This is a genomic window from Amaricoccus sp. W119, from assembly GCF_047275745.1.
Taxonomy (GTDB): Bacteria; Pseudomonadota; Alphaproteobacteria; order Rhodobacterales; family Rhodobacteraceae; genus Amaricoccus.
Genome location: NZ_JBKQWU010000033.1, coordinates 25919 through 39850 on the forward strand (window position 1 = coordinate 25919; position 13932 = coordinate 39850).

Annotated in this window: 14 protein-coding genes, 1 tRNA gene and 2 pseudogenes; 7 read left to right on the forward strand and 10 right to left on the reverse strand. The window is 70.0% G+C overall.

All coding sequences use genetic code 11. The annotated features are described in order from the left end of the window. Window positions 1-31: 31 nt before the first annotated feature. The 8 genes from ACLJK8_RS15190 to chrA all read right to left on the reverse strand — a co-directional run bounded on the left by ACLJK8_RS15190 (window position 32) and on the right by chrA (window position 6906). Window positions 32-382, reverse strand: a complete 351-nt coding sequence (locus ACLJK8_RS15190) for a hypothetical protein (protein WP_413151184.1) — start codon at window positions 380-382, stop codon at window positions 32-34. Then, the gene (locus ACLJK8_RS15195; RefSeq protein ID WP_413151186.1) at window positions 379-1335 is read right to left on the reverse strand and encodes a 2-hydroxyacid dehydrogenase; all 957 of its coding nucleotides are present in this window, start codon (window positions 1333-1335) and stop codon (window positions 379-381) included. Before ACLJK8_RS15195 ends, ACLJK8_RS15190 begins: the two co-directional genes overlap by 4 nt. A gap of 9 nt (window positions 1336-1344) precedes the next feature. Continuing rightward, window positions 1345-2058 carry an amino acid ABC transporter ATP-binding protein gene (locus tag ACLJK8_RS15200; RefSeq protein ID WP_413151206.1) on the reverse strand — a complete coding sequence of 238 codons (714 nt, stop codon included), beginning with the start codon at window positions 2056-2058 and terminating at the stop codon, window positions 1345-1347. 116 nt (window positions 2059-2174) lie between these two features. Further along, window positions 2175-2963: a transporter substrate-binding domain-containing protein gene (locus tag ACLJK8_RS15205; RefSeq protein WP_413151187.1), complete on the reverse strand. Its 789-nt coding sequence runs from the start codon at window positions 2961-2963 to the stop codon at window positions 2175-2177. 31 nt (window positions 2964-2994) lie between these two features. Continuing rightward, window positions 2995-3651 carry an amino acid ABC transporter permease gene (locus tag ACLJK8_RS15210; protein ID WP_413151189.1) on the reverse strand — a complete coding sequence of 219 codons (657 nt, stop codon included), beginning with the start codon at window positions 3649-3651 and terminating at the stop codon, window positions 2995-2997. Window positions 3652-3661: 10 nt separating this feature from the next. Further along, on the reverse strand, window positions 3662-4330 hold the full coding sequence (locus ACLJK8_RS15215; protein ID WP_413151190.1) for an amino acid ABC transporter permease: 669 nt from the start codon (window positions 4328-4330) through the stop codon (window positions 3662-3664). Between the two features lie 117 nt (window positions 4331-4447). After that, window positions 4448-5479: a LacI family DNA-binding transcriptional regulator gene (locus ACLJK8_RS15220; protein WP_413151192.1), complete on the reverse strand. Its 1032-nt coding sequence runs from the start codon at window positions 5477-5479 to the stop codon at window positions 4448-4450. An 89-nt stretch (window positions 5480-5568) separates the two neighbouring features. Beyond that, window positions 5569-6906 carry a chromate efflux transporter gene (chrA, locus tag ACLJK8_RS15225; RefSeq protein ID WP_413151194.1) on the reverse strand — a complete coding sequence of 446 codons (1338 nt, stop codon included), beginning with the start codon at window positions 6904-6906 and terminating at the stop codon, window positions 5569-5571. Window positions 6907-7196: 290 nt separating this feature from the next. On the opposite strand from chrA, the gene ACLJK8_RS15230 reads away from it, so the two are divergent. Both ACLJK8_RS15230 and ACLJK8_RS15235 read left to right on the forward strand, forming a co-directional pair. Then, entirely contained in the window at window positions 7197-8090 is an 894-nt protein-coding gene (locus tag ACLJK8_RS15230; protein WP_413151196.1) for a DUF533 domain-containing protein, read from the forward strand. A gap of 199 nt (window positions 8091-8289) precedes the next feature. Then, on the forward strand, window positions 8290-9831 hold the full coding sequence (locus tag ACLJK8_RS15235) for a protein adenylyltransferase SelO family protein (RefSeq protein WP_413151197.1): 1542 nt from the start codon (window positions 8290-8292) through the stop codon (window positions 9829-9831). On the opposite strand, the gene ACLJK8_RS15240 is transcribed toward ACLJK8_RS15235, so the two are convergent. Then, window positions 9816-10703 carry an MBL fold metallo-hydrolase gene (locus ACLJK8_RS15240; protein WP_413151199.1) on the reverse strand — a complete coding sequence of 296 codons (888 nt, stop codon included), beginning with the start codon at window positions 10701-10703 and terminating at the stop codon, window positions 9816-9818. The genes ACLJK8_RS15235 and ACLJK8_RS15240 overlap by 16 nt on opposite strands. Here ACLJK8_RS15240 and ACLJK8_RS15245 point away from each other — a divergent pair. The 4 genes from ACLJK8_RS15245 (at window position 10683) to ACLJK8_RS15260 (ending at window position 13482) form a co-directional block, all read left to right on the forward strand. Continuing rightward, a complete protein-coding gene (locus ACLJK8_RS15245) occupies window positions 10683-12158 on the forward strand; it encodes an ATP-binding protein (protein WP_413151201.1) in 1476 nt (491 codons plus the stop codon). The two genes, ACLJK8_RS15240 and ACLJK8_RS15245, sit on opposite strands and share 21 nt — an antisense overlap. Window positions 12159-12237: 79 nt before the next feature. After that, window positions 12238-12906: an HAD family hydrolase gene (locus tag ACLJK8_RS15250; RefSeq protein ID WP_413151203.1), complete on the forward strand. Its 669-nt coding sequence runs from the start codon at window positions 12238-12240 to the stop codon at window positions 12904-12906. Next, a complete protein-coding gene (locus ACLJK8_RS15255) occupies window positions 12907-13335 on the forward strand; it encodes a DUF167 domain-containing protein (RefSeq protein WP_413151204.1) in 429 nt (142 codons plus the stop codon). A gap of 73 nt (window positions 13336-13408) precedes the next feature. Beyond that, window positions 13409-13482: transfer RNA gene (locus ACLJK8_RS15260), tRNA-Gly, on the forward strand. A gap of 120 nt (window positions 13483-13602) precedes the next feature. Here the strand turns inward: ACLJK8_RS15260 and ACLJK8_RS15265 are convergent. After that, window positions 13603-13713, reverse strand: a pseudogene (locus ACLJK8_RS15265) (IS630 family transposase); the annotation flags it as partial. Window positions 13714-13779: 66 nt separating this feature from the next. Between ACLJK8_RS15265 and ACLJK8_RS15270 the strand changes: the two are divergent. Continuing rightward, a pseudogene (locus tag ACLJK8_RS15270) lies at window positions 13780-13932 on the forward strand (transposase); the annotation flags it as partial.

Genomic DNA, 13932 nt, shown 5'->3' on the forward strand with positions numbered 1-13932 from the left:
GTGTCGCGGCCCCGTTCGAGGTGCTCCGCTCTCAGCCGGCCGGGTCGGGGGTCGGCGCCGCGTCATGCGCGAGATCGAAGACGTGATGGCGCACCCGCCCGTCGAACAGGGCGAGAAGCCCCTTGGTCACCTCGCGGCTTTCGAACCGGATCGGCGAGTCGAGCGCGGCGGCGAGCGCGCGCCTGTCGTCGAAGGTCATCGAGAGTACCATCGCGACCTCGGGCATGCCCGCGTCGCGCTCGATCTCGCGGAGCACCCGCACCTCGCGCGCGCCGGGGAAGCGGCGCCAGAGCGGCAGCAGCGCGGTCTCGACGTAGTCGCCGAACTCGGCTTCCCGGCCCGGATGGATCGCGCCCTCGAAGAGCGCCTGACGGACGATCATGCGCGTCTCTCCTGGTTGACGACCGAGGGGGGCCGGTCGCCGGCGCGCCGGGCGGCGAGATTGGCGAGCACGAGATCGGCCATCGCGCGCCGGGTCTCGACGGTCGCGCTCGCCTGATGCGGGACGAGCACGGTGTTCGGCAGGGTGAAGAACTCCTCCCGAATCCGCGGCTCGTTCTCGAAGACATCGAGCCCGGCGGCGGCGATCCCGCCGGAGCTGAGCGCCGCGATCAGGGCCGGCTCGTCGATGACGCTGCCGCGCGCGACATTGACGAGCACGCCCTGGGACCCGAGAGCGGCGAGCACCCGCGCGTCCACGATGCCTCGCGTCTCCGGGGTCGCGGCGACGCAGACCGCGAGCACGTCGCTGTCCTCCGCCAAAGTCTCCGGGGTCGGGAGGGCGGGCCAGTCGCCGACGTCGACCGGGCGGCGGTTCCAGTAGCGGACCTTCATCCCGAAGATCTCCGCCCGCGCCCCGAGCGCCCGGCCGATCTGGCCGAGGCCGAGGATGCCGAGGCGGCGCCCCTTCAGGCTGCCGCCGAGCGGAAACGGCTCCTCCGCCGCCCAGCGGCCCGCGCGGAGGAAGGCGTCGCCCTCGACCACGCGGCGCAGGACGGCGAGGATCAGCGCCAGCGCCATGTCGGCGACATCCTCGGTCAGCGTGCCGGGCGTCGTCGTCACGTCGATGCCCCGCTCGCGGGCGAAGGAAAGGTCGACGCGATCCGTGCCGACGCCGTTGATCGCGATGATGCCAAGTTCCGGCATCGCCTCGATCCAGTCGTTACCGAGTCCCGATCCGCCGCCGGTCACCACGGCGCTGACGCGCGGACGGGCTTCGAGCGCGGCCTCGTGCCCGCCGGGCAGGTAGTACCGGTGGACGGTGTACTCGGCTTCGAGCGCGGCCTCCACGTCCGGTGTCATCGGCTCGATGAGCAGGAGTTCGGGTTTGGACATGCTTGACGCTCAGTGCAGCTGGTTGAGGAAGGCGCGGGTGCGCTCGTGGCGCGGATTGTCGAAGAAGTCCTCGGGCGGCCCTTCCTCGATGATCTGGCCCTGGTCCATGAAGATCACCCGGTCCGCGACGGCGCGGGCGAAGCCCATCTCATGGGTCACGCAGAGCATGGTCATGCCCTCGCGCGCGAGGTCGATCATCGTGTCGAGAACCTCCTTCACCATCTCGGGGTCGAGCGCCGAGGTCGGTTCGTCGAAGAGCATGATCCGGGGCTGCATGCAGAGCGCGCGCGCGATCGCGACGCGCTGCTGCTGGCCGCCGGAGAGCTGCGCGGGGTACTTCTCCGCCTGTTCCGGGATGCGGACGCGGGTCAGGAACTTGCGCGCCGTCGCCTCGGCCTCGGATTTCGAGGCCTTCCGCACCTTGATCGGTGCCAGCATGCAGTTCTCGAGGATGGTCAGATGCGGGAAGAGGTTGAACTGCTGGAAGACCATGCCGACATCGCGGCGCACGTCATCGACATTGTGCCCGCCGGCGGTCAGTTCGACGCCATCGACGACGATCCTGCCTTCCTGGATCGCCTCGAGCTGGTTGATGGTGCGGATGAGCGTCGACTTGCCCGAGCCGGAAGGCCCGCAGATCACGATGCGCTCGCCGCGGCGAACGTCGAGATTGACATCGCGCAGCGCGTGGTAGCCGCCGTACCACTTGTTGATGCCCGCCATGTGAATGGCCAGTTCGGGCGCGGCCCCGGGGGCGGTCCCAGTCGCGGTTTCGGTGGTGGCCCCCGGCGGAGTTCCGCGGCCGGTCTCGGGTGAGGTCTGGATCATCGGCGTTCCCATCAGTTGGCTTCCGCGACGAAGTCGGGCAGCGGCGATCCGAGCCATTTCTCGTGGATCGCGCTCAGGCTGCCATCGCCCTTCACCTTCTCGATGAAGGTATTGACCTCGGCGAGCAGCGCGTCGGAGCCGGGGCGCACGGCGATCCCCTGCCGCTGCTGGCTGAGGTCGAATTTCACGTCGAACCGGCCGGGCGCGACCTGTTCGATCTGGTTGATGATGATGTTCGAGACGCCGATCGCCTCGACCTGCCCGGCGAGCAGCGCCTGTACCGCGCTCGCGTCGTCGTCGAAGCGCTGGATCGTCGCCCCGGCCGGCGCGACCGCCGTCACGGCGGTGTCCTGCGTGCTGGCCCGGGTGACGCCGATCGTGCGGCCTTCGAGCTTCTCGGGGGCGGAGAGATCGACATCCGCGAGGCCATAGACCGCGATGGCGATCCCGGCATAGGGCTCGGAGAAATCCACGCGCTCGGCGCGTTCCGGCGTGATGCCGAGCGAGGCGACGAGAAGGTCCACCTGGCCGCTCAGGAGATAGGGGATGCGGTTCGGCCCGGTCACCGGCACGATTGTGAGCTGGACGCCGAGATCCTCGGCCAGCAGCTTAGCCACGTCGGCGTCGTAGCCATCGGGCTGGCCGCTCGCGTCCATGACGCCGAAGGGGGGGAAATCGACCAGCATGCCGACGTTGACGTTGCCCTTGGCCTTGATCTCGTCGGGCGTCTGGGCGGCGAGCGGGCTCGCAAGGGCGGCGGCGGTGAGAAGGGCCATCGCGGCGCGGCGGGTGAAGGTCATCGGTGCGTTTCCTTTTCGTTGTCTTCTTGGGTCAGCGGGTGGTGGCGCGGGCGAAGCGGAGTTCCATCCGTTTGGCGGCGAGCGAGAGCGGCCAGCACAGGATGAAGTAGAAGGCTGCGACGGTACCGAAGACCGCGAAGGGGGAGAAGGTCGCGTTGTTGATGATCTGGCCGGTGCGGGTCAGTTCGGTGAAGCCGATGATCGAGGCGAGCGAGGTGCCCTTGATGAGCTGCACCAGGAAGCCGACCGTGGGGGCGACCGAGATCCGCGCCGCCTGCGGCAGGATCACCGAGGTCATGCGGTCGTAGTACCGCAGGCCGAGCGCGGTCGCGGCCTCGCGCTGCCCCGGCGGGATCGCCTCGATCGAGCCGCGCCAGATCTCTCCGAGAAAGGCGCTCGCATGCAGTGTCAGCGCGAAGGAGGCCGCGAGCCAGGGGTTGATCGGCAGCCCGAAGATGTTGAGGCCGAAGAAGACCAGGAAGAGCTGCATCAGGAGCGGCGTGCCCTGGAAGAGCCGGATGAAGAGCGAGGCGGCGGTGCGGAGCCAGCGGGTGTCCGCGGTCCGGGCGAGCGCGATCAGGAGGCCCCCTATCGCGCCGCCGGCGAAGGCGATCGCGGAGAGCGCGATGGTCCAGCGGATCGCCTCGGCGATGATGAGGATGTCGGAAGGGCCGAAGGGGCGGATCATGACGAACTCCTCAGCGGCTGAGCGGATAGGTGAAGGCGGCCCGCTCGATCGCCGCGAAGAGCGCGGAGAAGGCGACCGAGAGCGCGAGATAGAGCGCGGTGACGACGAGATAGACCTCGAAGCTCGCGAATGTCTGCGATTGCAGGTCGTTGCCGGCCGCGGCCAGGTCGGTCGCCGAGATGACCGAGACGACGCTCGACGTCAGCATCAGATAGATGAACTGGCTCGTCAGCGCCGGATAGACGGTGCGAAGCGCGGGCTTCAGCACGATGTAGCGGAAGATCTGCCCGCGCGAGAGGCCGAGCGCGGTGCCAGCCTCGATCTGGCCGGTCTGGATCGACTCGATGCCCGCGCGGATGATCTCGGTCCCGTAGGCGCCGAAGTTCACCACGAGGGCGATGAGCGCCGCCGTGTTGGGATCGAGCCTGACGCCGATGGTGGGCAGGCCGAAATAGAGAAAGAAGATCTGCACCAGGAAGGGCGTGTTGCGGATCACCTCGACATAGACATCGACGAGGATGCGCAGCGGCCGCGGCCCCGAGGTCTTGGCGACCGCGCAGAGGATCGAGACCACGAGCCCGATCGCCATCGCCATCGCCGAGAGCCGGACGGTGATCCATGCCCCATGCAGGAGCAGGTCGATCCCGGCGAAGACGGGTGCGAAGTTGAAGTCATACATGCGGCGGGCTCCTCCCCTCGTTGCGCGTGGCAGTGTCTCGCTTCGGTCGGCGTGTTGGATTGGTTTGTCTGATTGGTCGGTGATTTAGATCGATCTAAAACGAATCATACCTGCGAGTCAATCCTCGGATGGCCGAGGGGCGGTGGAGTGGCGCGCGACGAGGCGCGTCAGACTCACCACGCGCCGCGCGGCGCGTTCCGGGGCGCCGATCCGGGACAGGAGCAGCCGGGCCGCGTTGTCGCCGATATCGCCCGGGAAGGTGGCGACCGAGGTCAACCGCGGCCGCACCAGTTCAGCCTCGGCGAGATCGTCGAATCCCACGACGGAGAACCCGGGCCCCACCGCGACGCCGAGGTCCGACAGGCCGTTCGCGAGGCCGGCCGCCATGAGATCGTTGAAACAGATGACCGCCGTCGGCCGCGCGGGATGCCGCAGCAGAGCCGGCGCCGACTCCGACGATGCCGCGGGGCCGAGGGGCACGTCGAGACAGATCGGCTCCAGCTCATGTTCGGCCATCGCGGCGCGATACCCCGCGAGCCGCTCGCGATAGGCCGAATGCAGCGGCCCGCCGGCGGCGAAGGCGATGGCCCGGTGCCCGAGTTCGACCAGATGCCGCACGGCCTGGCCCATGCCGCCGGCATAATCCGTGCCAGCGTAATCTCCTTGCTTGTCAGAGACATGGCGCAGGGCCTGCACGAGCGGCAGGTTCCAGCTCTCGGCCCTGGTCAGCAGCGACTCGCGGGATTCGGCGGCCGGGCAGACGATGACGCCATCGACGCCCCGCTCCCGCATCCGCTGCAGGATGGTGTCCTGATTGGCGGGCGACTCTCGGCTGTTGGCGAGCACGACGATCATGCCGGCCTCTTCGAGCGCGTGTTCGATCCCGGCGAGCAGTTCGGTGAAGAAGGGATTGGCCAGCGTCGGGACGAGGACGCCGATCGTGTTGCTCCGCGCGGCGCGCATGCTCGCCGCCCCCATGTTGTAGACGTAACCGAGGTCGGCGATCGCCGCCTCGACCTTGCGGCGGGTATCCTCGGCGACGAGCGGGCTCTTGCGGATCACCAGCGAGGCGGTGGCGCGCGAGACTCCCGCCGCGCGCGCGACATCGAGAAGCGTGATCCGCCCGGCGCGACGATCTTCCGACGGCATCCCGTGACCTCCACATTTTAGATCGTTCTAAAACGGAAGCGGGCATTGATCAAGTCCAAGACGCGCGGCCGGGGGAGGGCCGGCGCCCGTCAGCCCAGCAGCATGCCGAGCAGCGCTCCGCCCGCGAGGACGGGCGCCATGCCGAGACGCGCCACGAAGACGGCGGCGAGCGCGGCGGCGGTGAGCCCGAGCGCCGTCGCGTCGAGCGTCGCGGTATCGGGCAGTTCCAGCCGGACCGGCCCCGCCTCGTAGACCGACACCCGCGCGAAGAGCGTGTGGATCGCGAACCAGACGGCGAGGTTGAGGATGACCCCCACGACCGCGGCCGTCACGGCCCGGAGCGCGCCCGAGAGCGGGACATTGCCGCGCAGCCCCTCGACATAGGGCGCGCCGAGGAAGATCCAGGTGAAGGACGGTGCGAAGGTGACCCAGGTCGCGAGGAGACCGCCGAGCGTGCCCGCGAGAAGCGGCCAGTCCCAGCCGGCCTCGCGGCAGGCAGCGAGAAAGCCCACGAACTGCAGCACCATGATGAGGGGACCGGGCGTCGTTTCCGCGAGGCCGAGCCCATCGACCATCTCGCCAGGCGAGAGCCAGCCGTGGACCTCGACGGCCTGTTGCGCCACATAGGCCAGCACCGCGTAGGCGCCGCCGAAGGTGACGACGGCCATATGCGAGAAGAACAGCCCGATCTCGGTGAAGACCTGCCCCCGGCCCGCGAAGGCGAGCAGGAGTGCCACGGGCGCGAGCCAGAGCGCCAGCGCGACGCAGCCCGCGCGCATGGCCGAGGCCCGTGCTTCCGGCGCGAGCGGCGGGTCCTCGCCGACCTGTCCCGACATCGGCCGGAACGGCGCCCGGCCGAGACGGGCGCCGAGATACCCGAGAAGGCCAGCCGCGAGCACGACCGCCGGGAACGGCGCGCCGAAGGCGAAGAGCGCCACGAAGGCGGCCGCCGCGATCGCGAAGAAGACCGGCGCGCTGAGCGTCCGTTTCCCGAGATGGACGACCGCCCGCAGCACGATTGCGAGCACCGCCGCCTTCAGGCCGTAGAGCGCGCCGGCGACGATGCCGACCTCGCCATAGAGCACATAGATCCAGCTGAGTGCCATCAGGGCGAGGATACCAGGCAGCACGAAGAGCCCGCCCGCGATCAACCCGCCGCGCGGCCCGTGCAGGAGCCAGCCGACATAGGTCGCGAGCTGCTGTGCCTCCGGCCCCGGCAGCAGCATGCAGAAGTTGAGCGCATGAAGAAACCGCTCCTCGGCGATCCAGCGCTTCTCCTCGACGAGAATACGGTGCATCACGGCGATCTGGCCAGCCGGCCCGCCGAAGGAGAGCAGCGCGATCCGGAGCCAGGCGCGCGTCGCCTCGGTGAGCGTCGGTCCGGGCGTGCCTGTCTCGGGCGTGCCCGTCACGATATTCCCGGACATTCCGTGAACTTGCTCCCGGGTCGAATATCCCGGCCCCCTCTTGCACCGGGAGGCGTGCCGAGTCCACGGGGCCCGCCCGCTTCGGGCCGAAGCGAGCCGATCGAAACGGCACCAGAGTGGAACAAACGGCCGGCTGCGTCATTGTATCCCAGTTTGATGGCCGCGCTTGGCAGAACTTCGGTTCCGCTGCTACGCCGATGGGGCGCGTTCACGCGTCGATCGGAAGCGGCGCGCCGCATTCGGCAGTGCCGGGCGACGCCGGTGCATTGAGCCGCATTTGGGAGGTAAGCATGAGCTTTGGGTCAATTCTCGAACAGATGATGCAGAAGGGCGCGAGCCGCGGCAGCGGTCTCGATCAGTTGCTGCGCAACCTCGGCAGCGCGGGTGGAAGCGCCGGCGGAAGCATCCGGGGAGCCGGCGCGGGTTCCGGTGGCGGCCTGGGCGGGCTGCTGAGCCAGCTGGAAGGCGCGCTCCGGGGCGCGGGCGGTCCGGGCGGCACGGGCTCCCGCTCCGGGTCGGGCGGCCTCGGCGACCGGGCCAAGGATTTCTTCGGCAAGGAGCAGGTCGGCGGGCTCAACACCGGGCAGCTCGGCGGCATCGGCGCGATCGCCGGCGCGCTGCTCGGCGGCGGCGCCAAGGGCGCGGTCAAGGGCGGCGCCATGGCAATCCTCGGCACGCTCGCGATCAACGCTATCCGGGCGGCACGGCAGGAGGGCCAGACGCCGGACCAGCCGCGCGCGCTTCAGCATGCGCCCGCGCCGGGACAGCCGGCCGAGCCCGTGGCCGCCGATGCCCCGCCCGCGCCCGAGGAAGTCGCCTCGGTGACCGGGCCGGAGGCCGAGCGGCTCATGCTGATCGCCATGATCTCCGCCGCGAAGGCCGATGGCAGCGTGGACGAGAGCGAGATGCGGGCGATCATCGGCAAGGCCGGCGAGGGCGAGGTGACCGACGAGGAGAAGCTGCTCATCATGTCCGAACTGGCGAAGCCGGTCGACATCGACGCGCTCGCCGCGCAGGTGACGTCTCCGGCGCAGGCAGCGGCGGTCTACGCCGCCTCGCTGCTGACGACGAGCCCGGAGTCGCCGGCGGAGCGGGAGTACCTTGCCAAGCTCGCCAGCGCGCTGAACCTCGATCCGGCCGCCGTCGCCGAACTCGAGAAGACCGCGGGCACCGTCGGCGCCTGACCGAAGGGCCGCGCAGATCCCGTCGCCGTCGCCCGGACGGCGCGGGATCGCAACGGGGAGAACCGCTCGCGACACCAGGGCGATTCCCGGGGCGATCGCCGGAAGCGCGCCCGTGCGAGCGTCGCGCGGGTTGCCGCGCCCGCCGCTCCGTGCTTAGCCTCGGCCATGTCCGATGATCCCGACAGCCCCGCGCGGATCCATGAACGCCTCGGGGCGGAGTTCTTCGATCCCGTGGCCCCGGGGCGCTTCCCGCGCGCCGATCTCCGGTTCCGCAACGACCGCTGGGCGGCGCGGATCGGCCTCGACGGCCTGTCCGACGCGGACTGGACCCGGCATTTCGGTCGTTTCGAGCCACTGCCCGGCAATATGCCGGCGCCGCTCGCNCGACCGCTGGGCGGCGCGGATCGGCCTCGACGGCCTGTCCGACGCGGACTGGACCCGGCATTTCGGTCGTTTCGAGCCACTGCCCGGCAATATGCCGGCGCCGCTCGCGCTGCGCTATCACGGCCACCAGTTCCGGGTCTACAATCCCGACCTCGGCGACGGGCGCGGCTTTCTCTTCGCGCAAGCCCGCGACGCGGTGGACGGCCGGCTGCTCGATCTCGGCACCAAGGGATCAGGCCAGACGCCCTGGAGCCGGGGCGCCGACGGGCGGCTGACGCTGAAGGGCGCGGTCCGCGAGATCCTCGCGACCGAGATGCTCGAGGCGCTCGGCGTCTACACATCCAAGACCTTTTCCGTCGTCGAGACCGGCGAGGCGCTCACGCGCGGCGACGAGCCTTCGCCGACGCGGTCCGCCGTGCTGACCCGACTCAGCCATTCGCATATCCGGATCGGCAGCTTCCAGCGGCTCGCGGCGTTCGAGAACCGGGAGGCGACGCGGCGCTTGGTCGATCACTGCGTCGCGCATTACTGGCCCGAGGCGGCGGGACCGGACCCGGTGGCGGGCCTCTACGACCAGGTGGTCGCCGCCGTCGCCCGGCTCGGCGCCGAATGGTTCGCGGCGGGTTTCGTCCATGGCGTGCTCAACACCGACAACATCAACATCACCGGCGAGAGCTTCGACTACGGCCCGTGGCGGTTCCTCGACCGGTTCGACCCGTCCTTCACCGCCGCCTATTTCGACCAGACCGGCCTCTATTGCTTCGGCCGGCAGCCGGAGGCGCTGATCTGGAATCTGGCGCGGCTCGGCGAGTGCCTGATTCCGGTCGCTTCGCGGGAGGCGATCGAGCCGGTGTTCCACAGCTTCGCCGAACGGTTCCACGCGGCGCTGGAGCGCCAGACCTTCGCGCGCTTCGGCCTCGTTACCCCGGCGACGGCGGAATCGCGGGAGCGGATGCACCGGTTCTGGGGTGCGATGCAGGAGACCCGGCCGCCGTTCCAGCAGGTCTTCTTCGATCTGCTGGGGGCCCGGCCCGAAGGGATCGCCGCGAGCCCGCTGCGCGCGCTTTACGAGACCGCGGCCTGGGCGGAGGTGATCGACGGACTCCGCGACCTCGACCCGGCGCCGGGCCTCGAAGCCGCGCTCGCGATCCGGCCGGAGGCGCCGGAGACCATGGTGATCGAGGAGGTGGAGGCGCTCTGGGCCGCGATCGACGCGGACGACGACTGGCAGCCGCTCCGCGAGAAGATCGACCGCATCCGGGATTTCGGACGGTTCACCGCCGCGCTCGGGCTGCTGCGCGGAGCGAACGGCCGGCCGCGCCACACGCCGATCGGGCCGGATCAGACGAGCCGGTAGACCGCCTCCATCCCCATACCCTCCGGTGCGACCCGCCCGCGGCCCGCGAGATCGATCAGATGCGCCAGCACGGTCCGCGAAGCCGCGCCGCGAAGGCGCGGCTCCAGCCCCCGGTACATCGCCCCGACCAGATCCGCCACGCTCGCCGGACCCTTGGCAAGCACGGCGAGGATCTGCGTCTCCCGCGCCGCGCGATGGGCGAGCATATGGCCGATCAGCCGTGCGGGCCGGGTGACCGGCGCCCCGTGGCCGGGGAAATAGACCGCCTCCGCGCGCTCGCGCAGTTTGCCGAGGCTCGCGCGATAGGCGGCGAGATCGCCGTCCGGGGGCGAGATCACCGTCGTCGACCAGCCCATGACGAGATCACCGGAGAACAGCGCGCCGCTCTCGGCATGGGCGAAGCTCAGATGGTCGGCCGTATGTCCGGGCGTCGCGATCGCGGTGAGCGTGAAGCCTGGGCCCGCGATCACCTCGCCGTCCGAAATCCGCCGGTCGGGCGCGAAGGCGAGATCGAGCCCTTCGCCGCCGCCGATCCCGAGATCCCCCGCGAAACGCGTCACCTGGGCGCCGCGCGCGCCGACCGGGTCGCCATGCGCGAGCACCTCGGCGCCGAGATGCGCGCCCATCGCCGCCGCTCCTTCCGAATGGTCGCGGTGGGCATGGGTCACGATGATGGCCGCGACGGTCTCGCCGGGCTCCAGCGCGCGGGCGACGGCTTCGCGGTGCGCGGCGTCGTCGGGACCGGGGTCGATCACGGCGACCTCTCCCGCGCCCACGATGTAGGTGCGGGTTCCCGTATAGGTCATCGGCCCGGCATTCGGCGCGGTCACGACACGGACACCGGTCGCCAGATGCTCGACCTGGCCGATCATGGGGGCGTGATCACGCTCGAAAGGTTCCTCGGCCAAAGCTCCTCCTTCGTGGCGCGCAGCCACATCCTCGATCCCGCTTGCGCGGGTGCCTCGCGCCGCGTAACGCTCGCCCTCGCGATGAAATGGCCAACCGCCCGCGCCGTCCTGCCACGCAGCCTGTTCGGGCGGGCGCTGACGATCCTACTCGTCCCGATCATCCTCCTGCAACTCGTCGTCGGCCTCGTCTTCTTCCAGCGGCACTACCTGCGGGTGACGGATCAGCTGACGAGCGGTGTGGCGCTCGAGTTGCGCTATGCCATCGACGAGGTCAACCGCGCTCCCGATCTCGCCGAGGCGCGGGCGGCGCTCATCCGGATCTCCGACCCGCTCGAGCTCGACCTGACGCTGCGGCCCGGTGTCGGGGTGACGCCGGGCCTCAGGCGAGAGTTCTTCGACGCGAGCGGCGGGACGCTCGCGGCGACGCTCCGCGAGGATCTGCCCGGGCCGCTCGACATCGACCTCCGCTCCGATCCCGGAATGGGGAGCGTGATCGCGGCGACCGAGAAGGGCGCGCTTCACGCGGCGATCCCGCGCACGCGGCTCTCGGTCTCGAATCCGCACCAGCTTCTGGTGCTGATGATCGCGACCTCGCTGCTCCTGACCGCGATCGCCGTCATTTTCCTGCGCAATCAGGTCCGTCCGATCCGCGCGCTCGCCGAGGCGGCGGAGGCTTTCGGCAAGGGCCGCTCGCTCTCCTTCCGCCCGACCGGCGCGGAGGAGGTGCGCCGCGCCGGCGCCGCCTTCCTCGCCATGCGTTCCCGGATCGAGCGGCAGATCGAGCAGCGGACGCAGATGCTCTCGGGCGTGAGCCACGATCTGCGCACGCCGCTGACCCGGATGCGCCTGACGCTCGCCCTGATGGACGAGAGCGAGGAGGCGCGCGATCTCGCGCTCGACATGGACCAGATGGACCGGATGCTCGGCGAGTTTCTCGCCTTCGCCCGCGGCGACGGGCTTGAGACCGCGACGCCGACCGATCCCTTCGCGCTCGCGGCCGGCGTCGTGGAGGATGCGCGTCGCGCCGGCGCACGGGTCGATTGCGCCGCCGAGAACGAGACGCCGGAGGACGCGCTCGTCGAGATGCGTCCCGTGGCGGTCGCCCGCGCGGTGCAGAACCTCGTCGGAAACGCAGCGCGCCACGGCAGCCGCGTCGCGCTGATGGTCCGGCTCCGGCCGAAGGTGCTCGACTTCATCGTCGAGGACGACGGACCGGGCATCCCGCCGGAAGACCGCGCCCGCGCGCTTTCCCCCTTCACCCGGCTCGACGCGGCGCGCAACCAGGACGCGGCCGGCGGCAATGTCGGGCTCGGCCTCTCGATCGCGCTCGATGTCGCGCGCAGCCACGGCGGCAATCTCGATCTCGCCGGGAGCGAGGATCTCGGCGGCCTGCGCGCCACGCTCAGGATTCCGCGCTGAGGCGTGCATCGGCCGCGCGGCGGTGCTAAGAGCCCGCCGGAACGATCCTGCCAAGATGCCCATGATCCGTGGAGCCCACATGTCCCGCCTCGCCCTGCTGTTCGATCTCGACGGCACCCTTCTCCACAGCGACCCGCTGCACCACGCCGCCTTCGTCTCGGTCTTCGCGGAACGCGGCCGCGACCTCGACATCGAGGAATACAATACCCGCATCCTCGGAAGGCCGAACGCCGATGTCATGGCCGACTACTTCCCGGGCGAGGAGGCGCGGCACGTCGAGATCGCGGATCTGAAGGAAGCCCGGTTCCGCGACATCCTGGGCGCGAGCGCCGATCCGACGCCGGGCATCCACGCGCTCCTCGACTGGGCGGAGCGCGAGGGGGCGGGGACCGCGGTCGTGACCAATGCGCCGCGGCTGAACGTCGAGGCGATGCTCGCCGCCGCCGGGCTCGCCGAACGGCTGACGCTTCTCGTGATCGGCGAGGAATGCCCGCGGCCGAAGCCCGATCCGCTGCCCTACCGGATGGCGATGGAGCAGTTGGGCGCGACGCCCGCGACCTCCGTCGCCTTCGAGGACAGCCCCTCAGGTCTGCGCGCGGCACGCGCCGCCGGGACCCATGTCTTCGGACTGACGAGCAGCCTGACGCCCGAGCGGCTTCGCGACGCCGGCGCGCATGAGACGATCGCCGATTTCAACGCCCCGGAGATCCGCGCCTATCTCGACACGCTCAAGGCCCGACAGGGCTGAATGGCGAAGGGCCGCCGCGCACCCCGGTTCGGCTCCGGACCCGGCACCGTGTCCGACATCGGGCCCGACGAGCAGGGTGGCCCCGGGTCCGGCTCCGGGACCGATTACCGGCAAGACTCGCCGCGCCTGCCCTGGAGGGAGATCGCAGGCGGGATCGAACTCGCGGTGAGGCTCACCCCGAAGGCGGGCCGCGCGGCGATCGAAGGCGTGGGTGAGGCGGATGGCCAACCGGCCCTGCTGGTGCGCGTCGCGGCCCCGCCCGTCGATGGCGCCGCCAACGCGGCGCTGATCGAGCTGCTCGCGAAAACGCTGCGGATACCTCGCTCGGGGATCGAAGTGATCGCTGGCGAACGTGCGCGTATGAAACGGCTCCGCCTGCTCGGCCCCGACCGCGCCGAGCGGCTCGCCGCTCTGCTGGAGGCAAGCTGAGTGTGCCCACCGCGCGCGGCGCCTCGGCACGTCTTGACCGGCGCCCGGTTTGCCATTACGCACCGAACTTGGCGCGGGTGTAGCTCAATGGTAGAGCTTTTGCTTCCCAAGCAAGTGACGAGGGTTCGATTCCCTTCACCCGCTCCAAATGTTCCATGTTTTATAAAGCAGTTACAATGGTTTGGGAGTCGCCTGGTTTTTCGGCCGCCGGCCGACCCCGGGGGTCACTCGAATCCCGAGTTCGTGGCATGGATGTGAGTGCATTTGGCAGAACCGCTTGACTGATGCGCCGATTTCATCGGCGGACTTTACCCATCGGTATGGTTCTGGATTTTCATTGTGGGCCTCGATGAAGGCGGCGACATCGGCCTCCAGTTCGGCGATCGGGCGGTGGGCGGTCTCAACCGGCGTCGCAACATCTGAGCTTTGCGCGGCGATGAGATACGCGTCCAGTGCCTCGGATGGCGAACGCCCGCCGAGGCCGGGCTCACACCGAGGCGGTATGAATCCGGCGAAATCAGCCGGAATGGCCGCGTCTCGAAGCGCGGCGATCGTTTCGCACGAAAATGCCTGTTCGAAGCCGCGAATGCCATCTAC